This window comes from Niastella populi (assembly GCF_002078015.1).
GTDB classification, from domain to species: domain Bacteria; phylum Bacteroidota; class Bacteroidia; order Chitinophagales; family Chitinophagaceae; genus Niastella; species Niastella populi.
The window spans coordinates 11,094-37,262 of the sequence record NZ_LWBP01000192.1 but is presented as its reverse complement, the minus strand read 5'-3'; the positions used below and the strand labels follow the sequence as shown (position 1 = coordinate 37,262).

General features: G+C 45.8%; 19 protein-coding genes. 6 read left to right on the top strand and 13 right to left on the bottom strand.

What is annotated here, in order from left to right:
* Positions 1-65: 65 nt before the first annotated feature.
* The 6 genes from A4R26_RS20110 to A4R26_RS20085 form a co-directional block, all read right to left on the bottom strand.
* Positions 66-695 carry a DUF4296 domain-containing protein gene (locus A4R26_RS20110; protein WP_081167349.1) on the bottom strand — a complete coding sequence of 210 codons (630 nt, stop codon included), beginning with the start codon at positions 693-695 and terminating at the stop codon, positions 66-68.
* A complete protein-coding gene (porD, locus tag A4R26_RS20105) occupies positions 692-1,615 on the bottom strand; it encodes a type IX secretion system protein PorD (protein ID WP_081167345.1) in 924 nt (307 codons plus the stop codon). Before porD ends, A4R26_RS20110 begins: the two co-directional genes overlap by 4 nt.
* A complete protein-coding gene (coaBC, locus tag A4R26_RS20100) occupies positions 1,608-2,804 on the bottom strand; it encodes a bifunctional phosphopantothenoylcysteine decarboxylase/phosphopantothenate--cysteine ligase CoaBC (RefSeq protein ID WP_081167341.1) in 1,197 nt (398 codons plus the stop codon). The genes porD and coaBC overlap by 8 nt, the downstream gene beginning before the upstream one ends.
* Positions 2,805-2,991: 187 nt before the next feature.
* A complete protein-coding gene (locus A4R26_RS20095; protein WP_081167337.1) occupies positions 2,992-3,333 on the bottom strand; it encodes a DNA-directed RNA polymerase subunit omega in 342 nt (113 codons plus the stop codon).
* Complete coding sequence (locus A4R26_RS20090) at positions 3,308-4,123, bottom strand: outer membrane protein assembly factor BamD (protein ID WP_081167334.1); 816 nt, start codon at positions 4,121-4,123, stop codon at positions 3,308-3,310. Before A4R26_RS20090 ends, A4R26_RS20095 begins: the two co-directional genes overlap by 26 nt.
* 151 nt (positions 4,124-4,274) lie before the next feature.
* Complete coding sequence (locus tag A4R26_RS20085; RefSeq protein ID WP_081167330.1) at positions 4,275-5,942, bottom strand: OmpA family protein; 1,668 nt, start codon at positions 5,940-5,942, stop codon at positions 4,275-4,277.
* A 204-nt stretch (positions 5,943-6,146) separates the two neighbouring features.
* Between A4R26_RS20085 and A4R26_RS20080 the strand changes: the two genes are divergently transcribed.
* The 6 genes from A4R26_RS20080 (at position 6,147) to A4R26_RS20055 (ending at position 16,424) form a co-directional block, all read left to right on the top strand.
* On the top strand, positions 6,147-7,109 hold the full coding sequence (locus A4R26_RS20080; protein ID WP_081167326.1) for a polyprenyl synthetase family protein: 963 nt from the start codon (positions 6,147-6,149) through the stop codon (positions 7,107-7,109).
* 126 nt (positions 7,110-7,235) lie between these two features.
* Positions 7,236-8,987: a single-stranded-DNA-specific exonuclease RecJ gene (gene recJ / locus A4R26_RS20075; protein ID WP_165760347.1), complete on the top strand. Its 1,752-nt coding sequence runs from the start codon at positions 7,236-7,238 to the stop codon at positions 8,985-8,987.
* 230 nt (positions 8,988-9,217) lie between these two features.
* Complete coding sequence (locus A4R26_RS20070) at positions 9,218-10,114, top strand: helix-turn-helix domain-containing protein (RefSeq protein ID WP_081167319.1); 897 nt, start codon at positions 9,218-9,220, stop codon at positions 10,112-10,114.
* Positions 10,115-10,467: 353 nt separating this feature from the next.
* The gene (locus A4R26_RS20065) at positions 10,468-11,601 is read left to right on the top strand and encodes an efflux RND transporter periplasmic adaptor subunit (RefSeq protein WP_242674966.1); all 1,134 of its coding nucleotides are present in this window, start codon (positions 10,468-10,470) and stop codon (positions 11,599-11,601) included.
* A 160-nt stretch (positions 11,602-11,761) separates the two neighbouring features.
* Positions 11,762-14,938 (top strand): efflux RND transporter permease subunit, encoded by a 3,177-nt coding sequence (locus A4R26_RS20060; protein ID WP_081167311.1) that lies wholly within the window; start codon positions 11,762-11,764, stop codon positions 14,936-14,938.
* A gap of 70 nt (positions 14,939-15,008) precedes the next feature.
* Positions 15,009-16,424 (top strand): efflux transporter outer membrane subunit, encoded by a 1,416-nt coding sequence (locus tag A4R26_RS20055; RefSeq protein ID WP_081167307.1) that lies wholly within the window; start codon positions 15,009-15,011, stop codon positions 16,422-16,424.
* Positions 16,425-16,621: 197 nt separating this feature from the next.
* On the opposite strand, the gene htpG is transcribed toward A4R26_RS20055, so the two are convergent.
* The 7 genes from htpG to A4R26_RS20015 all read right to left on the bottom strand — a co-directional run bounded on the left by htpG (position 16,622) and on the right by A4R26_RS20015 (position 25,775).
* Entirely contained in the window at positions 16,622-18,502 is a 1,881-nt protein-coding gene (gene htpG / locus A4R26_RS20050; RefSeq protein ID WP_081167304.1) for a molecular chaperone HtpG, read from the bottom strand.
* A gap of 314 nt (positions 18,503-18,816) precedes the next feature.
* Positions 18,817-19,299, bottom strand: a complete 483-nt coding sequence (locus A4R26_RS20040) for a PKD domain-containing protein (protein ID WP_081167296.1) — start codon at positions 19,297-19,299, stop codon at positions 18,817-18,819.
* Positions 19,300-19,354: 55 nt separating this feature from the next.
* A complete protein-coding gene (locus tag A4R26_RS20035) occupies positions 19,355-20,092 on the bottom strand; it encodes a hypothetical protein (RefSeq protein WP_081167292.1) in 738 nt (245 codons plus the stop codon).
* Positions 20,093-20,132: 40 nt separating this feature from the next.
* Complete coding sequence (locus tag A4R26_RS20030) at positions 20,133-20,579, bottom strand: hypothetical protein (protein ID WP_133054739.1); 447 nt, start codon at positions 20,577-20,579, stop codon at positions 20,133-20,135.
* Complete coding sequence (locus tag A4R26_RS20025; protein ID WP_081167281.1) at positions 20,545-20,799, bottom strand: hypothetical protein; 255 nt, start codon at positions 20,797-20,799, stop codon at positions 20,545-20,547. The genes A4R26_RS20030 and A4R26_RS20025 overlap by 35 nt, the downstream gene beginning before the upstream one ends.
* Positions 20,800-20,976: 177 nt before the next feature.
* Positions 20,977-21,402 (bottom strand): hypothetical protein, encoded by a 426-nt coding sequence (locus tag A4R26_RS20020; protein ID WP_133054738.1) that lies wholly within the window; start codon positions 21,400-21,402, stop codon positions 20,977-20,979.
* A gap of 95 nt (positions 21,403-21,497) precedes the next feature.
* Positions 21,498-25,775: a T9SS-dependent choice-of-anchor J family protein gene (locus A4R26_RS20015; protein WP_081167272.1), complete on the bottom strand. Its 4,278-nt coding sequence runs from the start codon at positions 25,773-25,775 to the stop codon at positions 21,498-21,500.
* Between the last annotated feature and the right edge of the window lie 394 nt (positions 25,776-26,169).

The following is a 26,169-nucleotide window of genomic DNA, read 5'->3' as shown; positions in this document are numbered from 1 at the left end:
CTACCCTTCAACCAGCCAAAATGGTGATTGGGATTTAATAGATTTTTTATCAACCTGAAATATCCTTATTGCCTTTTTAGCTGGAGCCGGGTTGCTGAATCAATTTTAAGATGTTTATTAAGAGGAAACTTATTTGGCCGTTTTCTTAAATTGGGCGGGGCTTGTGGAGTAAGTGGCTGCGGCAGGCCGCCGGGTTGTCCTATGCCAGGTGGTTGTTTATCAGGCTGCGGTGTAGCAGGTTGTATTACAGGTTTACCATTCGCAGCTTTTGCAGTATCAACTTTTAATGAATCGCTTTTCTTCAACGAATCAACCTTTTGTTGTACACTGGCGGTGTCGGGCGCCTTGGGTTTATACAGCTCTTCGCGGCGGCGGTTTGCCCTGGTTGCGAGTGAGTCGAACATTATGCGTGCAAGATCGGGACGGCTCATATAAAACTTATAGCTCTTTATAAACTCATCCTTTGAAACCTGATGTATTTCGAAAACCTGGGCATACAACCTGAAGGTTTCCGTTTTCATGGTGGAAGAATCGCGAATAAAAGACTCCCTGTAACGCTCGGCCTGGATCATATCCCACAACACTTTTTCCATTTTATCCTTCGGCAATATACCGGCCGGGACCTTGTCTTTATCGGAACAACTTACCACACACCACACTATAACGCTCAAACATACCAGTAATAGCCGGTTCATTTTAATTCCTGTTTATACGTATTGGAATTGGAGATATCGATCTTCTGCAGAATTTCCCTTGCCTTTTGTTTGTCTTCGGGAGTAGCTTTTTTGAATATGCGTACCAGTTCGGTCGATTTGCCCTGGAAGAAGAACGCCACGATCATTGTATTGGGAATATCATTATTCATGGTATTGATCAGGCTCAGGGAGTTAAGTATTGCGCTGCGGGCCTCTGTTTCATTTTCATACATATAATCCATACCGAGGCGGTAATAGCTGTAAATAGCATCATGCATCAGGTTATACCGGTTGTTGGTAAGATTTTCCGTTAACCAGTACCGGTTACGCAAGCCATCGAAAGCTTTCCAGCCGGCAATATCCCGTCCCTCAGGCGCGTTGTTCACGATGTTCATCGCTTTCTGAAACCAGGGGTCGCCACCACGCAGGGAGAAAGAATCGAAATCGAGCCCTATAATTACATACACGTAATAAGCAAGTATCGCAGGCAGGTTACCAACCATTGGGTCGGAACCCGATACGCGGTTTTCGTTAAATTCAATGGGTTGGTATTCTACATATTTGAATGCCACGTTCTCATCCATAAAATTGATGAGCGGGCATTCGTAGTTGGTATTGTACACCGGGCGGGCAGCCTGTACGGTAAGGGTTGCTTTATATATGTTTCCCGACTGCACTTCGCTGATGTTCAACAGGAAATTACATACTATCTTTTCGTTGTTCTGAAAGGTTTCCTTCGTCCACTTACGGTTGTTCAGAAAATTATTGAGCGCCGCCTGGCAGGTTTGGAACGCTTTCTTATCAGCAGGTGTTCCTAACCGGCTGGTATTTACGGTTATACGTGCCCTCAGCTCCTGGGCGCTGAGTAATACAGGCGCCATAACCATCAGGCAGATTATCCATACGATCTTTCTACACATATAGCAGGTTTACGATTCTATCAACGATATCTTTAGCCACTTGTTGTTTGGGCTTGCGGTCATACACGGTCTCATCACCACCTTTTTCAAAAATAGTAACCTTGTTGGTATCGTAGCCAAAACCGGCCCCTTCATCGTTCAATGAGTTCAGCACGATCATGTCGGCATTTTTGGCAGCCAGTTTATCAAGCGCATATTGCCTTTCATTGGCAGTTTCCAACGCAAACCCTACGAGCAACTGCCCGCTCTTTTTCACCTGCCCCAGGCTCTTCAATATGTCTTTTGTTTTTGTAAGTTCTATTACCAGGGAGCCGCTTGTTTTTTTGATCTTTTCAGGAGCGGTTTCAACCGGGGTATAATCAGCTACGGCTGCGCTCATCACGGCAATATCTGCCCCGGGGAATTCAGCCATACAGGTATCATACATTTGACCGGCTGTTTGCACTTTATGAATGTATATGCCAGGCATGGTGGTTTTTACTGCCGATGGCCCCAGCACCAAATGCACTTCAGCGCCGCGGTTAGCCAGCTCTTCCGCAATGGCCAGGCCCATTTTGCCAGAGGAATGATTACCAATAAACCGTACAGGATCAATGGGTTCGTAGGTGGGGCCCGCGGTTACCAGCGCCTTTTTACCGGCGAGGTCTTTTTTAGCAAAAATGTGGTCCCGGAGGTACTGCATAATGGCTTCCGGCTCGGCCATGCGGCCGTCGCCGTATAAACCGCTGGCCAGCTCGCCCTTATCAACAGGAATTATCCGGTTTCCGAACGCTTCCAGCTTTTGCAGATTACCCTGCGTTGCCGGATGATGCCACATATCTTCATCCATGGCCGGGGCAACTACTACCGGGCAGGTAGCCGATAACCAGGTAGCCAGCAACATATTATCACACATTCCATGGGCCATTTTTGCCAGGGTATTGCAGCTTAAGGGCGCAACCACCATTACATCGGCCCAGCGGCCCAGCATTACATGGTTCGACCACGATTCGTTGTTAGCCAGTTCGGATATTACAGCATTTTTCGATAAGGTAGACAGGGTTAGCGGTGATACAAATGCTGCAGCAGCAGGGGTCATCACTACTTTAACATCGGCCCCGGCCTTTACAAGCAGGCGAACCAGTAATATAGATTTATAGGCCGCAATGCTTCCGGTAACAGCCAGCAATATTTTTTTATCCTGGAACATAATTGGTTAAAATTAGGTCATTTAGGCTAAACAAAACGGCTCGTTACTGGTCCTGTTTTTCAACAATAACATTAATACAACAATCTGAAAAACAGGTGTGCCACACTTTCGAAGTGTGGCACACCTATAAAACTAAAAAGCGACAGGTTATTTCTGTCGCTTTCCATACATTTTTTACCATCAAATATTAACTGAACAGGTCATCTTCATTTTTACGATAGTATATTTTATCGTCGAGGAATTCCTGGGTAGCCAGTAACGCGGGATTAGGCATACGCTCATAAGCCCTGGAAATTTCGATCTGCTCTTTATTCTCATGAATTTCTTCCAGGCTATCGGTGTGGCTGGCAAACTCTTCCAGTTTGTTATGCAGTTCCTCTTTCAATGAGATATTGATCTGATTCGCTCTTTTGGCAATAATGGCAATTGACTCGTACACATTGCCGGTTTTGCCTTTAATGGCGTTCAGATCTTTAGTTTCGGCCACGTTAGCAGTGTTGGCGCTAATTTGTCTTCGTAATTTGCTCATTATTGTTGACTTTAAGATTGTTTTTAGATAATGTCTCGTAACTCTCCACTTCCTTTTTCAAATTGCTTTCAGGAAAACGGTCCATGAAATCGTTGCATTCGGTAATTACCTGTTCAAAGCGGGTGTTTTTCTTTTCTTCGATACTATTTACAGCAAATGAATAATATGATTTGATGATCTGTAGTTTATACGTATCACTTTTTTCCGAATCAGGAAAATCGTTCATCAGGCTGGTGTAAGCGATAGCTGCGGCCCGGAAATGCCCCATATTATAATATAAGGCAGCGCTGCTGGATTGTTTTTCTTCCAGCTTTGCCCGGCATTTATCCATAATATCCGACGCCTCTTTATTCTTAGGCGAGTTGGGATGCGTATTGATAAATGTTTGCATCAACCCGATCGTTTTTTGCGTATTGGTTTGATCCAGTGCTGGTTTGGGCGATTGCCTGTAATACGTATAGGCCCGCATAAATTCCATTTCCTCCGCCTTCGGACTGTTGGGGAATACCTCTACAAACTGTTTGAAGAGGTTCTCTGCCTGCAGCCAGTCGTGCAAATTGTATGAACAATAGGCATATTTATAAAACAGATCTTCAAACTGCGGCTGTCCTTTCATTAAAGGGAAAAGCTCTTCATACAATTGCTGGGCATAGTTGTACTTCTTTGCTACATAGTACTTTTCGGCCATGCGTAACTTGTAATCATAGTCGGTACTCTTCTGCACCTTGGAGAACCGGGAGCATGACACTACGCTTAGGGCAATTATTGCAATTAGTAAAGCTGAACGCATAAAAGTGGGCAAAGTTAAGGTTTTCCTGCAAATATGTATGGAAAGGTGCGGTAACCCAAAAACAGGGCGTTAAGATAAATATAAAAACCTTCCCCCGGCAAAACGGGGGAAGGTTATACTATTAGTTAAAGCAATTTAGCTAAAGTACTTTTTATCGGCCACGACGCAGGTTCGGGTGTGGCGCAGGCACTGTAGTAGGACCTTCTTCACCAGTTCCATCGCGCAGGTCTACAGTATTGCAATCACCGCCGGTTTCACCATATTTGAAGATGAAACGATCCTGGTTAATACCTTCTTTATCAACCATGTAGCTGATAACGGCATTCACACGGTCCCAGCTCAACTGTTGTTCAGATTTGCTTGAAGAGCAATAACCGATAACTGCGATCTTACAGTTAGGATTATCTTTTATCTTTTGAGCAGCTGAAGCCAACAGGGCTTTAGCGTCGTTACTTAATGTTACAGATCTTGGTTTGAAAGTTACACTTGGTAAATCGCCAATTCCACAGTTGGTCATGCGGCCGATCGTATTCATCAGAGAATCGCAGCATGCAGGCGGAGGACATTTACCAACACCATCAGCATCAACAGGTTGACATTGTGTAGGTGTAACCAGTTCTTTGTCTTTGTAATCAGGAACGCCATCACCGTCAGTATCGCGGCTAACACCATGGCTGTCAACAGGAGCGCCGGCAGGTGTGTTTGGCTCCTGGTCGAACTGGTCAGTGATACCATCGCCATCAGCATCATCCAATACTGGTTTGGGGAGCTTCATGTGGCGTGGTTTGTTAACCTCGCTGTAAGCGTAATCCAGGGGATTCAGCCACCATAAAGGTTCAACAGATTTATTACCGATTGCCATGTTGATACCAACAGACAGGAAGTTATACGTATCGAAATCTCTTGTTTGAGCAGGTGCGGTTGTGTAACTAGGAACTGAAATATCTACACCATTTTCCTGCCATTGCTGACCATCTAACAGGTCGGTTTTAGTGATGGTAACTTTGTCTTCAATAGCCAGGCTGAATTTCTTATTCAGTTTGAATTGAACGCCGGCACCAAAGTTGCCCATGAAGCGGAAAGGCTTGTCAAATACCTTTGGCTGACCGTTATCAGTTTGACCTGTGGTTTCGTAGCTGCCATCCAACAGATCCTTCAAATCCTTTCTGATCTTTTTCCTGTCTTTATACTGGAACTGACTACCGCCATATTGAGCAATGATGTTTGAGAAATCATATGGAGCGTTCCCGTTCAGGGCATCAATTTTTACATCGTAGATCATACCACCCAAACCCGCAAAAGCATATACATTGAAGCTGCTTTTTGATTTATGAAATCGAATGTTACTCAATGTTACCACGCCCTGTAAGCTCAGGTCGTATATATTCGTTTTATAGTTATAAAACACTTGTGCTCCTGGAGCATAACCAGCAGTGTTCCAGGCACTATTTCTTGTCCAATGGGTAGAAGGCTGGAAGTTCAACCCCTTGGTAGTTCCAAAACCTAACTGACCTCTTAGTGAGAATACATATCCTAAGGCTTTACGAACATGTAATGCAGCACCAAGGCCAGGAAAACGGTTACGAACATCACCGGAAATGCTGAAAGCACCTGCCTGTAAACCTATTTCCCACTGGTTGCGGGGTTTGGCAGGGTAGGGATAGTTGTTTGCCATGAACTCGGTGTGCTGAGGGAGTCTTTTAGACGGTACAACTGAAGAATCCTGATAATCATACGAACCGCTTCCCAATTGTGCCTGGGAGGCAGCAGATAACAGGAGCAATAAGCTTAAAAAACTTACGTACTTTTTGCTTGCCATAACTAAATTTTATGTGAAGGATTAAGTAACCTGAACTCAGAATCTGTGCAAAAATATTAATTGACAGCTAACTACCAAATTTTTTTCCCCAACACAATGTGCATTATCTTGCTGTTTTTCACACAGTAAGATCATTACAGAGCAAATTAAATGCCTCTTACGTTATACATTATAAAATAGTAATTTGCTCACCTTATATACCGCATGAAGTTATCACTAGCAATATTACGAGAAGAATTACCCGAATTTGAGAAGCAATTCCATGAGGCGGTAAAGAGCCACGTTCCGCTCCTGAACAGGATTATGCGGTTTCTTGTTAATAGAAAAGGCAAGCAGTTACGCCCTATGTTCGTGCTGCTTTCAGCCAAGCTGTGCGGGCCCGTTAACGATACTACCTACCGGGCTGCATCCCTGGTAGAATTACTACATTCGGCTACCCTTGTACATGACGATGTAGTAGATGAATCACTTGAACGTAGGGGATTTTTCTCTACATATGCGCTGTGGAAAAGCAAGGTATCAGTTTTGGTCGGCGACTACCTCTTGGCCAAAGGCATGCTGCTTTCTCTCGATCATGATGACTATCGTATATTAAAATTGTTATCTAACGCCATACGGCAAATGAGTGAAGGCGAGCTACTGCAAATGGAAAAATCGCGCTCGCTCAACTTTGAAGAAGCCACCTATTTCGAGATCATTAAAGGAAAAACAGCCTCCCTCCTTGCCTCCGCCTGCGCCTCCGGCGCCTGGTCAACCACGCAAAATGAAACCATTACGGAAAAAATGCGGGTATTTGGCGAAAAAGTAGGCATGGCCTTCCAGATAAAAGACGACCTGTTCGACTATGGCAGTGAGGCCATAGGTAAACCAACCGGGAATGATATCCGGGAAAAAAAGCTCACCCTTCCATTAATATATACATTACAGAATACAGATACAGCCACCCGCCGGAAACTGATATACATTATCAAAAATCAAAATAAAGACCCCCAAAAAGTTCAGGAGGTCATTAATGTAGTTAAGCAAACCGGCGGCATTAGCTATACTGAGAAAAAAATGTTTAGCTTCAGGGATGAAGCGCTGGCCGTTTTGCACGAATTCGATAATATAGAAATACGTAACGGCCTTGAAGAACTGGTACGGTATACAACTGACAGAAAGTATTAGTAATAAGAAACAAGACACAAGAATACAGGGCACAAGGGTCTTACATTCAAACTGCCTGAATATTATCAGAAACTCCGTTATTCAGGGCCCGGGCCCTGAGTATTGCACCTTGAGCCTTTTTTATTTATGCTACAAAAAAGATGGAACATACTGACCGCAGATGATGATAAAGTGCAGCAATTGTATGCCAGCCTTAAAGTACATCCCGTTCTTTGTAAGATCCTCACGCAACGATATATAAACGATTTCGAAAAAGCAAAACAATACTTTCGCCCCCAGCTCACCGATCTTCATGATCCCTGGCTCATGAAGGATATGGACAAAGCTGTTGAACGCATTACCAAAGCTTTCGACCGGCAGGAAAAGATCCTTGTATTCGGAGACTATGATGTTGATGGCACAACCGCCGTTAGTTGCATGTTACGTTTTCTGCAAAAGGTTTATAGCCCGTCTAAGGTCGACTTCTACATTCCTCACCGTTACCGTGAAGGTTATGGCGTATCCAAAAAAGGGATCGACTTCGCCATTGAGAGCGGCTTCACCCTGATCATTTCGCTCGACTGCGGTATAAAATCAGTTGAGCTTATTAAATACGCCCGGGAAAACGGGATCGACTTTATCGTATGTGACCATCATATGCCCGATGACCTGCTGCCTTCAGCGGCAGCGATATTGAACCCAAAACAAAAAGACTGCCCCTACCCTTTCAAAGAGCTCTGCGGTTGTGGGGTGGGCTTCAAACTGATAACAGCCCTTACCCGGCATCTTCAGCTCGAGGAAAGTGTGGCATTTGAGTACCTCGATCTGGTGGCAACCGCCATAGCGGCGGATATAGTTCCCATGACCGGTGAGAACAGGGTGCTGGCATATTACGGACTGAAAAAAGCGAACGAAAATCCCAATTACGGCATTCTGGCCTTAAAACAGCTTAGTGGTGTTCAAAAGGAAATGTATATCAATAGCCTGGTATTCATGATTGCACCCAGGGTAAATGCAGCCGGTCGTATGGACGATGCCCGGAAAGCCGTTCAGATGTTCATTGCCAACACCCCACAGGAAGCACTTCAGTTTGCAGAAATGTTGCATTCCGACAATACCGACAGAAAAGAAGCCGATAAAAATATAACGGAAGAAGCCCTGGCCATAATCGACAACAACGATGGACTGCGTGCAAGAAAATCAACGGTAGTATTTCAATCACACTGGCATAAAGGCGTTGTGGGAATTGTTGCATCGCGCCTTATCGATTACTACTACCGCCCCACTATTGTACTTACCCAGTCGGGCGAATATGTTGCAGGCTCAGCCAGAAGTGTGGCGGGCTTCAATGTATATGAAGCCATACATCAATGCAAAGACCTGCTGTTAGGTTATGGCGGTCACTTTTATGCTGCCGGTATGACGATGGCGCTCGATAAAGTGGAAGCTTTCAGAGAACGTTTTGAAGAAGTAGTGGCGGCAACTATAACCGACGAATTACTGGTGCCCGAAATTATCATCGATGCTGAAGTGGAGTTCAAAGACCTGAAGCAGGCTTTTTATAACATCATTCATCAAATGGAACCGTTTGGCCCGGAGAACATGCGGCCCTTATTCGTTGTAAGGAATGTCACCGATTCGGGCTACTCGCGTGTGGTGAAAGAACAGCATATCAAGTTCTCATTGCGGCAGGGCAATATCCTGTTCAATGGAATTGGTTTTGGTATGGCCAGAAAATTTCATATACTTGAGTCGAAAAAACCGGTAGATGTCGTTTTTACGTTAGATGAGAATGAATGGAACAATGAAAAACACTTACAGCTCCGGGTTATAGATTTCAGGTTGGCGGAAGAAAAGGAAACATTGCAAAAACCTGCAACCGTTTTATCACAGCAATAGCAGCCTGTGCGGCATCGAAGTTTATGAACATTCGTTCGGTTTTACGCATCCTTCCAGGCTTTAGCCATTCATCATTAAGCTATCCGCCTTAACAAACCATACCGGGAAAAGGTTTGCCGTTTAAAATTTTATAGTACAATAATATTTTCAGCGCTAGGAGTTTGCCATTATTATAATATTTTTACTATCCACCCACAGGGTTGGTTTTCACCTGCTACCAATGTGATTGTATGAAACATAACCAGGCACAGATTCCAGTATATGATATGGCAGCCTGTATACCAGGCACCAATTTCATTATAAAAAGGACCGAAGGAAACTCCGTACCATCTTATATGGCCATTCCACACAGGCATACTGATTACAAGATCAGTTTTCTGCAGGAAGGCGAAGTAACGCATTATACCGACTTTGAGAAATATACCATCAAGGCGCCGGCCTTATTGATGCTTGCTCCCGACCAGGTGCATCAGCAAACAGGAAACTCTTACTACAAGATGATGCACATCTCTTTCAACAAAGAGTTCCTGCTTACCGAAACTCAGGGTGTTCTTGCCTGTTGGGAATGTATGTTCAGCCAGGTAGTACTACCGGTACTGAATTCAGAACAGATGCAGGAGATCTCAGTTTATCTTGAACTGATGTATCAGGAATTCAAGGATAACAAACCTCAAAAAGGCCTTATTCTCAAGAACCTGCTGAACGCATTTATTATATGCGCAGGCAGGCTGGTAAATTGCAAGAATGACACTACCGCTGCTGTACCCGCAGTAGTTGTAAATATGGACTACTCACAAAACCGCATTGTACGTCAATTCAAATCACTCATAGATGAAAATTTTGTAAATGCTACCCAGGTAACACAATATGCCGACATGTTATATGTTACCCCCGGACATTTAAACGACCTGATAAAAACAGTTACCGGAAAAACAGCTAAACAGATCATCGATGAAAGAAGGATACTGGAAGCTAAACGTTTGTTGTTCTGGGGCGAACATTCGGTAAAAGAAATTGCCGGCAGGTTGAACTTTGAGGACGATGCTTACTTTAACCGGTTCTTTAAAAAGCATACCGGAAATACACCCGCCCTGTTCCAAAGACAAATCCGGGAAAAGTACAATTAATCCCCCAATAAGGTAAATCCACAACTTGCCAATCGTTGCTACTTTTACAGGATGATTAACGGGCAGGTTATGTAATAGAAGTTTAGCACTATCCAACAGCATGGCTTTTGGCTACCTGGTAATTAATTTAATTCTGCAATCAACTATCTCCGGAAACCTGGAATCGTTCTACGTACCTGACGCCAACTGATCCCGGTGCGCTGCTACGCATTTAAACCTGCGCAGATCTATGCTGCTGCGCTGTAGCTTATTACAGTACGATATGCTTGTCCTTAACGATTTATTGTATGTCTATTAAACCATGTATGATGAAACCTTTAGATACCAATCGGTCTAATTACGGCTTGGTAAAGATGATCACAGCAATCAGTGTTGCAACAGTTTTATATAGTTGCGGCAATACCACAGCCAACCCCCAAATGGCGCCACAACAGGCAATGCCATTACCAGTAGTACCCGTAACCACCACATCAGCTACTACTTACAGAGAATATCCGGCCTCGCTGGAAGGAAAAGTGAACGTTGAGATAAGACCTCAGGTGGAAGGTTATCTCGAAAAGATCTATGTTGATGAAGGAGCTTACGTAAAAGCAGGCCAGCCGCTCTTCAAAGTAGATGCGCGCATTTACAATGAAGCGTTGAACGCTGCAAAATCAAACCTGCTTGCTGCTAAAGCCAACGTGGCCAAAGCACAGGTAGATGTTGACCGCCTTGGTCCGCTGGTTGAGAACAAGGTGATCTCTGAAGTGCAGCTCAAAACCGCGCGCGCCGCATACGATGCAGCAGTAGCTGCCGAAGAACAGGCAAAAGCCGCAGTTGGCAACGCACAGATCAACATCGGGTATACGCTGGTAAAAGCTCCTGTCAGCGGTTATATCGGAAGAATTCCGTTCAAGACCGGCGCCCTTGTGAGCAAGAGCGATGCGTTAACAGTGCTGTCAGACATTCGTGAGATGTATGCCTATTTCTCACTGAGCGAACCTGATTTCATTGCTTTCAAAAACCAGTTCCCCGGCAATTCGATAGAGGAAAAATTGAAAGCGGTTCCTGCCGTTGAACTGGCGCTGGCCGATAACAGCATCTATCCTTCCAAAGGAAAGATCGGTTCTATCGAAGGCCAGTTCGATCGATCGACAGGAGCTATCAGTTTCCGCGCCACCTTCCCTAACCCCGGCGGCATCATTCGCACCGGTAATACCGGTAAAGTGCGTATTCCTCAACAGTTCAATGATGCACTTATTGTACCAATGGAATCCACCTTTGATGTACAGGATAAAGTATTCGTTTTCGTTGTAGGCGACAGTAATAAAGTTACCAGCAGGCCCATCACTATTACCGGAAAAACAACCAATTATTACTTTGTGAAAGATGGCGTTAAGGCCGGTGATAAAATTGTGTTCCAGGGCGCAGGTAACCTGCAGGATGGCATGGCGATCGCGCCTCAGCCAATGAGTGCCGACAGCCTGCTGAAAGCGAAACCTTTATAATTCACGAAGCAGGACGCCCCGACGTAATAGCCGGGGCAGGTAAGAAGTATGAGGTCAGAGGAACATTATCTCTGCCTGAAGGGAGTCTTTGCGCCTGATTTCGCCATAACACCCGATTCTTACCAATGACATCAGACTTCAAATTCAAATTCATTCACTCATGTTAAGAAGATTCATTGAAAGACCGGTTCTGTCAACGGTAGTTTCTATCATTCTGCTTTTATTGGGCGGACTATCGTTGTACACGTTGCCAGTTACGCTGTTTCCCGATATTGCACCGCCAAGCGTGCAGGTAACAGCCCTCTATCCCGGCGCCAATGCCGAGGTAGTTGCCCGTTCCGTGGCTACCCCGCTGGAAGAAGCCATCAACGGTGTGGAGAACATGACCTACATGACCTCCAACTCCAGTAACGACGGTAGTATGACGCTTACCGTTTATTTCAAACAGGGTACCGATCCCGATATCGCTTCTGTGAACGTACAGAACAGGGTATCGAAAGCTATCAGCCAGGTGCCTACGGAAGTGGTACAGGCAGGTATTTCCACTCAAAAAGTACAGAACAGTATCATCATGTTCGTGGCGCTGTCGAGCGACGACAAATCGAAATACGATGAACTGTTCCTCGAAAACTATATCAAGATCAACCTCATTCCGGCCGTACAACGTGTGCCCGGTGTAGGTCAGGCCCTGGTTTTTGGTACCAAGGATTACTCCATGCGTATCTGGCTGAAGCCCGACCGTTTGATCGCCAACAACCTGTCGCCGCAGGATGTACTGGGCGCTATCAGAGACCAGAACCTTGAAGCCGCTCCCGGCCGTTTGGGTCAAAGCACCAAGGAAGTGTACGAATATGTATTGAAATATAAGGGAAAACTGAACCAGGGTGAAGAGTATGAGAACATGATCATCAAGGCCAACCCCGATGGTTCTATGTTGCGCCTGAAAGATGTGGCCCGCGTTGAATTCGGTTCCTACACCTACTCAACCAATGCCAGAATGGACGGTACGCCGGTGTCGGGTTTTGCCGTATTCCAAACCGCCGGTTCAAACGCCAACGATATCCTTACAGAAGTAGAACGGTTGTTGAGCGAGTTTGAGAAAACCCTGCCGCAGGGTCTTAAAACAACCGTGATGTACAACTCCAAGGAGTTTCTCGATGCCTCTATCGATCAGGTAACGGAAACCCTGGTGATCGCCTTCGTACTGGTGTTCATCGTTGTATTCATCTTCCTGCAGGATTTCAGATCGACACTGATCCCCGCCATAGCAGTTCCTGTGGCCATCATAGGTACCTTCTTCTTTATGCAGCTGTTCGGCTTTACCATCAACCTGCTAACCCTGTTCGCCCTTGTACTGGCAATTGGGGTGGTGGTGGATGACGCCATTGTGGTAGTGGAAGCGGTACACTCGAAAATGGAGCGAACGAACATGCCGGCCCGCGCAGCTACCATTCAGTCAATGAGTGAGATCTCCGGCGCCATCATTTCCATTACGCTGGTAATGGCCGCGGTGTTCATTCCTGTAGGTTTCATGCAGGGCCCTGCCGGTGTGTTCTACAGGCAGTTCGCCTTTACGCTGGCCATCGCCATCCTTATTTCAGCCGTTAACGCGTTAACGCTGAGCCCCGCATTGTGCGCCCTGTTCCTGAAGAACCCGCATGCCGGTGAAGGCCATGGCCCCAAAAAAGGCTTTATGAGCCGTTTTTATGCCGGTTTCAATGCAGGCTTCAATGGAATGACCAACAGGTATGTTCGCAGCCTTAAATTCCTGGTACGCCGCAAATGGGTTGCCATTACAGGCCTGGTACTCATCGCCGCCAGCGCATTCTTCCTGTTGAAAAAAGCGCCAACCGGCTTTATTCCTACTGAAGACCAGGGCTTCGTACTGTTTGCGGTGAACACCCCTCCGGGCAGCTCGCTCGAACGTACACACGAAGCAACCCTGCAAATAGATAGTATCATTAAGCAGGACCCCGCCTATAATCACCTGTACGTGATCGATGGTTTGAACTTCATCAGCAATGCTAACGCATCGCCTTATGCCGCCGGTTTCATGCGGTTGAAAGACTATGATGAAAGAGGTCCGGTTAAAGACCCTGACCAGATCGCAGCCGGCCTGGTTGGTAAAGTAGCCCAGGTGAAAGGTGCGCAGGCTTTCTTCTTCAACTTCCCTACTGTGCAGGGTTTCGGTAACGTGAGCGGTTTCGAGTTCATGTTGCAGGACCGCACCAACGGCCCGCTCGATAAACTGGGCGGAACCGCCTGGCAGTTCATTGGCGCATTGATGCAAAGGCCCGAGATCGGATTTGCCTTTACCACTTTTGCCGCCAATAACCCGCAATTCTCCATTGAAGTGGATTACCAGAAGGCCAAACAACTGGGCGTATCGGTAACCGATCTGATGCAAACCATGCAGATCTATTACGGCAGCAGCTTCGTTACTGACTTCAACCGGTTCGGTAAATATTACCGCGTTATGGCGCAGGCCGAAGCTCCGTTCCGTAATGATATAAATTCACTGGAAGGTATCTATGTAAAGAACAACCAGGGAGAAATGGTTCCGGCCAAAACGCTGGTAACGCTGAAACGCACATACGGACCAGAAACCGTTACCCGCAATAACCTGTTCAATGCCGTTACCATCAACGGTTCACCGAAACCAGGTTTCAGTACCGGTGACGCCATCAAGGCCATTGAAGAAACCGCTAAAAAAGTATTGCCAAGAGGTTATTCATATGAGTGGACAGGGGTAACCCGTGAGGAAATTAAAACGGGCAACCAGCAGGCATTCATCTTCCTGCTGAGCGTATTGTTCGTTTACTTCCTGCTGGCAGCCCAATACGAAAGTTACATTCTGCCGCTGGCCGTTATCTTAACGGTTCCTACCGGTATACTGGGTGTGTTCGCTTTCATTGGTTTTGCTGGTATCGACAACAACATCTACGTTCAGATCGGTTTGATCATGCTTGTGGGCTTGCTTGCCAAGAACGCGATCCTGATCGTGGAATATGCGGTTCAACGCAGAAGGAGCGGTATGGGTCTTATCGACGCGGCGCTGGAAGCATCGAGGCTCAGGCTTCGTCCCATCCTCATGACCTCCTTTGCCTTTATCGTTGGTTTGTTACCTCTGGTATGGACGCATGGCGCCTCGGCCCTCGGTAACCACTCGATAGGTGTAAGTGCCATTGGCGGTATGCTTACCGGGGTAATACTTGGTGTGTTCCTGATCCCCGTGCTGTTTGTGATCTTCCAGTACTTGCAGGAAAAGGTACAGAGCAGACCGGTCTTCGACCAAACCAATTTGCCAGATGCTGAAGCGGCAACTGTAAAACATTGATAAATCAAAGATCAGAAGTGTGCCACACTTTGAAAGGGTGGCACACTTAAATAACCTAAATAAGGAGATAATGCGAAAAAGTAATATCACTATTTATTCCACCCTGGCATTGATAGCGCTGTTGGCGGCCTGTCGCATGGGTAAAGATTACCAGCGCTCCGACCTGTCTTTACCTGCTCAGTTCGCCAATTCCACAGCACCGTCCGATTCCAGCGTGGCTGATATGGAATGGAAAAAATTCTTTTCCGATCCTACCCTGCAATCGCTTATAGACCATGCATTGCAAAACAGCTTTGACGTACAACTGGCGGTAAAACGGGTTGATGAAGCACGCGCCTACGCCAACCAGGCAAAGGTTAACTGGGCCCCCACCATACAGGCACAGATAAACGTTTCTTCAACATTCCCTTCCGAGAACAGTTTGAATGGTTTAAGCCTGAAGACCTTTCTTGGTAAAAGTCATATAGAGGATTATACATTAGCCGCGGGCTTAACCTGGGAAATAGATATCTGGGGAAAATTGCGCCGCCAACGCGAAGCCGCAGGCGCCATACTGCTGCAGTCATATGAAGCCAGCAGAGCAGTGCAAACAGCTGTGGTGGCAAGCATTGCCAGCAGCTATTTCAATTTGCTGATGCTCGATGCACAACTGGCCATTGCCCGCCGCAATGCGGGCCTCGGCGATTCCATTGTACAGATCATCAAACTGCAAAAAACGGCCGGCGAAGTGAGCGAACTGGCAGTACAACAGGCAACCGCTCAACAACAAACAGCGGCCATTCTGGTACCCCAGATCGAGCAACAAATAGCCATTCAGGAAAACACCATCCGCATTTTGAGTGGCGACCAGCCCGGTCCCATTACGCGAACAACGCAACTGAGCAACTATAAAGTATGGGAAAATTTACCCACCGGCATCCCTGCCGCTATGGTAAGCCGCAGACCCGATGTTCGCACTACCGAAATGGCGCTAGTTGCCGCAAACGCGCGGGTAGGTATTGCTGAAGCCAGCATGTATCCCGCTTTAAGCATTACCGCTAATGGCGGCATCAACGCTTATCAGTTCAGCAAATGGTTTAACATACCTGCTTCGCTGTTCGCTACAGGGCTTGCCGGTATAACCCAACCGATCTTCGCCCGCAAGGCCTTAAAAACACAATTTGAAGTCGCCAGGATCCAACGCGACCAGGCAGCCATCACCTTCCGCCAGTCGGCTACCGCTGCACTCGGCGAAGTATCGAATGCACTGATTCAGCTGGATAAACTGAAAACCCAATACCAGCTCACCACCGATAAAGTAAATACATTACGCGGCGCCATTGGCAATGCAGAGCTGTTATTTAAAAGCGGTTTGGCCAATTACCTGGAAGTGATCACCGCACAGGGTAACCTGTTACAGGCGGAATTAAACCAGGTTACCGTAGAACGCGATCAGCTCAACGCAATGGTTGAACTGTACAGATCGCTCGGCGGCGGCTGGAAATAATTAGCTAATGTGATAATGGAATACAGAATACAGTTCCGATAAGGAATATCGTGAATGAAAGAGTAAAATGCATTTAAAAGAAAGGAAGCGTAAATTAAGAGCGGTATTACTACGAAAGGATAATTGGTTTAGTAGGTAAAAATAAAGCCTCCCGGCTGAAATCGGGAGGCTTTTTATTTGTAGTACGTTTAAAGATCTTATGCTTTTACGTTTACCGGCTGATCGGTACCCAACAGGTCAACACTACGATTGATAAAGTTGGTAAGATTGCTTCCTTTCAGCAAACCCTGCGACAACAAAGCCAGGTCGGCCAGGTTGTGCACCAGTTTAACCTGGGTATCTTTATTATCATGTTTCAGCACCTGCTGGTAAATGGGGTGGTTACCATTAACCGTAAGCGTTACTTCATCGGGCATATTGGCGTAAAAACTACCCATTGGACCGCTCATAGCCGCCATATCTTTCATCCGGCGCATAAATTCAGGACGTGTGGCCACTACAGGTGGGGCATCGGTACTAAGCCCTTTTACTTCTACCGTAGTAGTTAAGCCAGGTGTTTTGATATCGAACAGTTCTTTCAGCGCGGTTTCTTCGTCTTTGCTCAAAACGCTTTCGAGGTTTTCCTGTTTGTCGATCAGGTTATCGGTTATATCCGAATCAACACGGGTAAAATGAACATCGCTCCACTTCATTTCAATCTGGTTCACAAATGACGGATCGATTATCGTATCAAGCTTTACAACAACAAAATTCCTTGCTTCAGCCGCTCTGATGTAAGCATCCTGCTGTACCAGATCGGTAGTGTAAAGAATAACCAGTTTGCCTTCTTTATTCTTTTGCAGGGTTTCAGTGGCCATGCGATACTCTTCCAGCGTATTGAACTTTTTCTCTGCGCCCTCTTCTTTCGACACCAGTTCAAACAAATGGAACTTATTGGCCCTTTCAAAGAATTTGTCGTCAGTCATCATACCATACTTCACAAACAAACCGAGGCTGTCCCATTTTCCCTCAAACTCTTTTCTTTCTTTATTGAACAGCTCTTCCAGTTTATCGGCCACCTTTTTGGTAATGTGATTATTGATCTTTTTCACATTGGGATCGCCCTGCAGGTAGCTGCGGCTTACGTTCAAAGGAATATCCGGACTATCAATAACCCCCTGCAACAGCATCAGGAACTCCGGTACAATATCCTTTACTTCTTCAGTAACGAATACCTGGTTGCTGTATAGTTGAATCTTGTCTTTCTGTATTTCGTAGCTCTGTTTTATTTTAGGGAAGTACAGGATACCGGTAAGATTGAACGGATAATCTACATTCAGGTGTATCCAGAACAGCGGCGGTTCGTTGTACGGATACAGTTCTTTATAGAAATTCTGATAATCTTCGGCGGTGAGGTCGGAAGGTTTCTTTTTCCAGGCCGGCTGGGTATTGTTGATGGGCGCGGCCTCTTTTTCTTCGTCTTTATGACGGAAGTAAATTGGCACGGGCAGAAAACGGCAGAATTTGTTCAGGATACCACGAATGCGCTCTGCATCTAAGAACTCGGCGCTGTCTTCGTTAATGTGTAATACGATATCGGTACCCCGTTCTGCTTTCCCGGTTTCTTCGAGTGTATATTCCGGGCTGCCATCGCATTCCCAGCGAACGGCGGGTGCATCTTCCTTAAAGCTTTTGGTGAACACTTCCACTTTATCGCTCACCATAAATGCCGAGTAAAAGCCCAGACCAAACTTACCAATGATGGCATTCTCGTTCTGGCCCTTGTATTTTTTCACAAACTCTTCGGCGCCGCTAAATGCTACCTGGTTCAGGTATTTCTCCACCTCTGCGGCCGACATACCAATACCCCGGTCGGAAATGGTAATGGTCTTTTTTTCTTCATCGAGTTTCACCTCGATGAGCATGTCGCCAAACTCACCCTTTGCCTCGCCAATGGAGGAAAGCGTTTTTAATTTTTGAGAGGCGTCTACCGCATTACTTATAAGCTCACGCAGAAAAATATCGTGATCGCTATAAAGGAATTTTTTGATTATCGGAAATATGTTCTCGGTATGTACCTGTATGGTCCCTTTTTGCATATGTATCGATTTTGGCAGTTTAATAGTATGGGAGGAACGCACCAAAGAGAGTGCCATTGGGCCTGCCTGCCTGAAAATCGGCAAAATTGTCAGTTCAGGTAGGGAAAATATTAGCCCTGACAACGTAAATGCCGGTCAATCTGCTAATTTACCGGTGCTGCATCAGACAACTTTATTACCTGGTAAATTGAATAACACGGGTAACTGGCACTGAGTACCTGCAGCAGCTGGTATGGTATCTTTAAAAAGTCCGGCAGCATTGTCGCGCCAGTAAAGATGCGACAGGGACGTATAGTCACCCGATTGTGTTTGTATCACAATGAGCGAGAATCGCCCAGACAATTTTCGGGAGATGCTGCATACTGTAATGACGCCTGGGAATAAATGGAATTAATTACAAGAGATGAATCATCGACACAACCATCAGGGGAGGTTACCGTGAGCGTGACCGAGTAAGGACCCACATTATTATACCGATGAACCGGGCTGGTTTCAGCTGCGGTATTGCCATCGCCAAAAATCCACTGCGAAGCCAATGCCGCATTATTATTGAAAGTAGATGTATTTAAGAACCGGCCGGTTCCACCCGGTAAACAAAATACGGGCGCCTGAAAAGCAGCATGCGGAACAGGGTGCACCATTACCTGGTTTTTGTACCACCGCACTTTTACATCCTGAAACCGTTGAAGCTTACCTGTGGCGCATTCATACTGTAATATTTCTTTCCCAGCACCGCCGCCGGCAGGATCAATGATGAACAGCAATCCCAGTAATAAGGGTAGGGGTTTCTGGAACAAGGTTTAGGGGACTTTAGATTTATTAATATTTCTACTATGTTTAACTACTAAGCCATTAATCCAAAATAGGATTAGCCAATGGCGCTACGGTTTTTAAGCGTTCGTAAATTTTTTCGTATAGGGATAGATATTTTTCCATTGGCAAATCACCCTGTACATATTCCGTAGTAGTAATATCTTTTCGAACTGCTTCGCATACCAACTCATAATCTTTATTACCTGCCAGTTTTGCAATTATCATTTTTTTATATTCGAACCCTCTGTCAGGGAACAAATGCATTACTTCAAAAAAATATTCCGGTCTTTCGTTTATAAAAGCATCCAATAATTGTATATTATTATACTTATCGAAAGTGGGTATTATGTACGATTTTATGGTCTCTAAAAATTTCCCAACTAATTCATGAATTCCCTCTTCGGTAGGATCAGCAAAATGATAGTCATTCATTCTTCTCCACTTTATCATATTCATGGGATCATACTGATATTCTCTTAGAATACTTGCATTAAAATATATAGTCCTGGTTACATACTCCTCACCTACACCTAGAGGGAAAATATCTAAAAAATAGTCATCCCAAACTCCTTCAACAGGTTCTATTCGCTTTGACGCACTATACCATAATCTAAACTGCCCGTTCCAAAAATCAATCTCTTCGAAATCAATTTGCTCAAATCCATTCTTTTTTTGCCGCGTTAAAACCCCACCTTTTTGCTTAAAGCCAATATCTGTCAATTCTGCTTTTAATAGATTCCTGAATGCTTTGTTGCCTTGTGGTTTGTTTAATTTCATATAATTAATAACGTAATAGAATCGTAATTATACGATTATTTTAAATTGAAATTTGATTTACCACGTCTATTGTTACAGTTGTACCTTTCGGCAAACCAATATCTTGCAATCTGGAAGTTCCTACTTCAAAAACTATCTGTGTGTTATTAAGTTGGCCATTAATTAGCATTTCAATTACTGTTTCCTGATTCTCTGTCAGGGGTGAACTGCGTCTTATCTTACATTCCTGCCAAATTCCAGGTTCTGCTAATATAACACGTCCTCTGGTATCCACTTTAAAAAACATACAATCTGGTCTTACCTCAACCTTTGTTCCTGGAGTAACCGGGGTCTTTAATTTAACCTGTCCTGTGGCTATTTCATATCCCTGATCTTTATATTGTTGTAAATGCGGTAACTCACTAAAATCATTATTCACAAAAGTACGTTCTGCTTCTATTACATGCTGTTGATCAAAAATTCTTCCCATATCCAGCAGCAAATTCATTAACCAAGTTGGGATATCTAACATCTTTAAGTACATCATCCAACTTTCTGTACATTGCATTATCCCACTGATTCAGCGTTGCAAGTAGCTCCGCATTTTTCGCGGCATCAGTAGCTTGAGTTAATACTTCCTCAATTTTTGTAAACTCACCATTAGTTCTGGCATAACCTGTTTCGGGCATGCCATGCGATAATCTATCAGCGTCGTCAACAACTGCCAAAGCTCCATTTGTTCCTGGCTCTGCACCTTCCGCCGTTATTTCAACCAGGCGCTGGCCTGTCGTAACAGCTCACCTGCTTCTTATTTTTTAATACTTACTAGTAATTCCTCAGGTTTAAGAACAGGTATCTCCATTTCAAAGAAACAACCGCTATCAGAATCGTTGACATAATAGGCATCATATATACGGAGAATATAAGTTCCTTCTCCCAGCAGCGGAGTTACTGACTGCATCCGTAGCACTACCTTTACACTGTACACTATTCTGTACTGCCGCACTAAACCGGATCTTCATAGGCTGCTCCAGTTTTTGAAAAGCCCAGTGTTTAATTGAACCAGTGTATGTTGCCAGTGACATACCGGTATAATCTGTGATTGCTTCAAAATCATCTGTCTCGGAGGTATTAAACCCATCTTCAAAATTTATACTATTCAGGGCCTTGTATTGTGCAATTGCAGTTTCACGTGAACTTACGGTCAGGTCGTAATCAGCGCCTTTGGCATATTTACCAATATACACGTGCATATTTGGGCAATAAGTGTGTTGATTTTGGCAATAACCGTGTAAATTAAACAGTCTTTTTTGCGCATATACATTAATCATCCGTTCGCTTTGCCCCAATATTTATTACCTGGCTTACAAAAAAAAGTGCGTCCCGAACCATCGGAACGCATTTTTTTGCAAATATCATTTAACCGCTATTGCTTCACAAATTTTATCGTATAATGCTCTTCCGCATTATCGGCCGTCAATACATATACGCCGGGAGCCAAAGCGCCGAGGCGGTTATTCAGTTGCTGGTTCAATTGGTTTACGGCTCCTGTTCCATTGATAACTACACGACCATCTACACCACTTACCCGCATGGTATAGGTTTTACCGGTTGTATTGATATTAAGGCTCACGTAACTGGTTACGGGGTTTGGCAATAATACCAGCCTTGCCCTGCTTTCGCTGGTAAACCGTACGGTGGCTGTCGATGATAAAGCAAACTGGCCATCGAAATCAACCTGCCGTAACCGGTAATAGCTGATGCCTGCTAGTGGGTTCACATCGGTGAACTGGTAACGTTTTTCATGATCGCTGTTACCCGCCCCCGCTAACCGGCCGATCTCAGTGAAAACGCTTCCATCGGCAGAGCGCTCTACAATAAAATATTTATTGTTCACTTCCATGGAGGTATTCCAGTTAACCAAAACGGCATTGCCATGGGGCCGGGCGGTAAAATTCAGTAAAGTCACCGGTAACGGGCCGCCAGCCGCAAAAGAGAACCGGGTAAATACCGGCAGGTGGTCCGATGCGGTGCTATCGTTATAACCGGCGATATACGTGCGTGGGTCTTCAATAGCCGCTGAGCTGTCGATGTAATTCAACCTCAACGGATGGGTTATTACGATGTGATCGATAAGACCCGAACCACCGATAAAGCTCACTTTGCCGGCGCTATCGAGCGGGCGGGTGAGCGGTACATAATTCGCATTATCTGTAACAAAGGCATTGTATGGCGAAACGGATGCGCCTGAATATATTGAACCATACAGGCGGTCGTTGTAATCGCCGAGTATGATCACATTATCATTTTTGTACACCGCATCCAGCGTATCTTTTAATACCTGCGCATCGAACAGGCGGCGGTTATAGCTGGCCGCATCGGATGATGATTTGCCGTGTACAACAACCAGTCTTACTTTTTTCATTTGTCCGTTTACATTCACATCGAATGTGGCCATATAAGGTAAACGGCCCGATGCCCAGAAGTTGGAACCTACGCGGGTTGAAAAACCGGCACGTACACTATCGTACATGGCTTCAAACAATACACGCGGCGGTTCGGCAGCCGTCAGCGTCATGGTAGCTGTATTATAAATGAACCCGATCTTTTGCGGCGGGAAATCAGGATCCGGCGCCTCGAACGAATACGACCATCTTGGCGAAGTAACAGCAGCATAACCGGGTAACTTCAACAGCAATTCATTTAATGCCGAATCGCTCGATACTTCTTCAAACCCTATCACATCCATATTCAGATGCTGCATTACGGTAGCGATATTGTCGATCTGTCCGGTGATCTTTTGCGGCGTTGGGTTATTGGTATCGTTTGAACCAAAGAAAGCCAGGTTGTAACAGGCCACATCAAAGGTTTCCGCCTTCGGATAAGAAGAACCCGATAATGCAATCGCATTCTTATTAATGCCAGTGCCACTGACATTCAAACTGCCCGTAATGGTTAGCTTTTTCACAGTGGGTGAAAAACGAATGTATATCCTGGTGCCTGCAGCAGCAGTTGCCTGGTCTATGACCACCGGCGTGCTGCTGAAGTTTATGCTGTCGGTAGAGATCTGAAACCCTGCAGGAACGGTTAAAGTGATATCCGTACTGCCTACAGCCCGTACAGATACCCCCTTTGCGGCAGAATTGGCGCCAGTTGCGGTTTCGTCAAAATTGATCTGGGTTGGTGTAACCGACAAAAGCGTCGATTGATCTGTAATGGCTATATCATCGATTGACCAGCGGGCCGCATTCAATGCGGGTGATGAAGTGTACATAAAGGCAATATATACATTGGCTGCACTCTTATAGGCGCTCAGGTCAATATTATCGGAGAACGTCCAGGTAGTAGTGGCTGAACCTGGAGGTGTTGGGAAATTGGAATTGGCGATCTCAGTCCAGGTGGCAGTGGCCGGACTACTGCTTCCATCATAATCGGTAGAAACATACAGCTGTAATACCGGCCCGGTGAATTCGCCGCGGCTGTAAAAACTCAATACCGGCATATTTACAATTCCGTTCAGGTGAAGGGCCGGTGAAATGAGCCACGCTTCGTTCGTTTGCGCACCGCTGCCCGATACAAACCCGTTCACCGATACGCCATTGGTGCTGTTCTGCCCAAACTGGCTGCAACCCCATTTTTGCGTACCTGTTGTATTGATCGATAACCAGCCCGATCCCGGAAGGCCGGCAATGCTACAGCTATTGAAATTAAAGGTGAGTGCAGCAGGATCGGTTGCCTCACCGGTGAGCGTAATGGTCTTTGTAATGGCGCCCACACTGGCGTTGGTAATAGAACCATTGAATACGCCGGCTGCCGCAGGAGCGAACTTTACATAGATCGTCTTATTGGTGGCATCGGCCGGAGCAACGGCTACACTATTGCTGAATGTGATGTTATCGGTTGAAACACTGTAAGGTGCTGCCGTTGTTATTATTACCGGCTGATCGAGGTTGGTTTGACCCACGATCGTATAGGTTTGGGTGTTACTGCTTCCGATAGCGGTTGTTGGAAAGTTCAGCGCGGTGGTATTCAGCGTTATTGTTTTGGCAGATGGGTCTTCCCACGACAGCACCAGATCATCGATGCCCGTGGTTGGCCGGGTGCCGCTTCCTGTTGAAGCATTCAATGCTACAACCCGTATGGTAATAACGTCCGACTGGTTATCAAGCGCACTGCCAAAATTCACATGGATGATATTATTGGTAAAAGAGGAACCGCCGGTTGTTAACGTACCGGTTGTGGCAGGAACGGTAAAGCTGGTAGGATCATTTCCCAAAGCGTATTCAACCTGCCAGGTGGTAGTGCGGGTACTGGCGGCATCGAGTGATTGTAAATTAAAGTCGAGTGTAAAATTTATTTTACCGGTTGTATTGGCAATCTGGAATACAAAGGCGCCGCCTGGATCACCTACACTTCCTGTTTGCCGAAGCCCAACCGCGCGGTCAGTAGCAGATGACTGCGGCTCACCGGTGCCTATATCGCCTGATGCGTAATTGAAGAAGCCGCCTGAAGTGCTGGTCCAGTTGGTTGCATTTTTTACAAAGGCGGCATTGGTGCCCAGCGAACTGGCGGTAGCGCCGGTTCTTACAGAAACGCCATTGGGCAGATTGGTGGCAATGCCGTCAAACGTTTCGGTATAAGGCGGTGTTATCAAATGAATATAGCTGACGCTTGAACCGTTACCGGTTACCACTTTGGTGGCAGCGCCGGAACTTGTGTTGGTAATGTTACCACTATACAAACCGGCTGTACCTGGCGCAAATTGTACAAAGATGGTTTTGCCGGTAACAAGGCCGGCATCTGCCTGTGGTATGGTAAGCGAAGTGCTGTAGGAAATATTATCGGTAGAAACAGTAAATGGCGCAGGTGCAGTTACAGTAACGTCACCGCTAAGGTCGGCGCCGCTAAGTACATACTGCAACGGCCCGGCTGTATTACCGGGTTCTGTTTCGGGAAAGTTCAATGATGACTGGTCAACGGTTAAGGTTGGTGTAACAGTACCGCCGCCACCCGTCCAGTTCAATGTAAAATCGTCGATGCCGGTGGTTGCCCGGTTGCCGCTGCCTGTAGAACCGGTCAATGCAACAATACGAATGGTTACAATGCCCGGCTGATTATCGAGCGCAGTGCCAAAATCAACATGAATGGGATTATTGGTAAATGAAGCTGCGCCGGTAGTAAGGGTGCCGGAAACAGTGGTAGCTGCTGTAAAGCTGGCCGGATTGGCGCCTAAACCGTAATCAACCACCCAGGTGGTTGTGCGCGGACTGTTTACGTCGAGCGACTGCAATTTAAAATCGAGGCTGAAGCTGCTCAGGCCCGTGGTACTGGCCGCCTGAAACACAAATGCAGCCCCGGCATCGCCAAAGCCGCCGGTTTGGCGAACGCCGAGGGCGCGGTCGGTTGCTGCGGCCTGAGTAGCTGCGCTTGCTCCTGAAGCAAGGCCATTATTATAAGACGCAAAGTTTTTAAAAGCCCCGGTGCTATTATTCCAGGCTGTAACAGCACTGGTCAGGTCCCTCTCAGTTCCGATAGCTGAAGCTGAAGCGCCGGTGCGTACAGTGAACCCGGTTGGTAAACTGTCGGTGCCGATGTTATCGAAATTCTGTGAATAAGAAGTTCCGGAAAGAGTGACCTGTGCTGATGTGGCAATGGATAGGCATACCATAGCTGGTACGAAAAAGGCTCGTAATAATTTTCTCATAAATAGGTTTTGAACAAGTAATGAATAACAAGCTTATTGTTTAGAGCTATCAGGCCGTGGCAGTATTTCAGGGGATATTAACTTTAAGGAGAGGGGGCCAAAACTAGCGCTTTCGCTAATGCTTACATATTACTGAATATTATTTTAAAGTGATCTTTGGAATGGCCGGAATTTTACCAAAATCCCCACAAACATTGGGTTTGCAGTGACTGAAAAGGGCTGAACATATTAAAAAAAACCGGCCGGCTGCCGGCAACAACAGTTTTTAAATAATTCCCAACTGATTGCCTTTCAAATCGTTACCTTTACAACGCCAACGCTATTCGGGCGGGAACCGTAAACCTGCAGATCGGCACATCTTAAACCCTTGCCCATTAAGAAATTTGTGCTACTT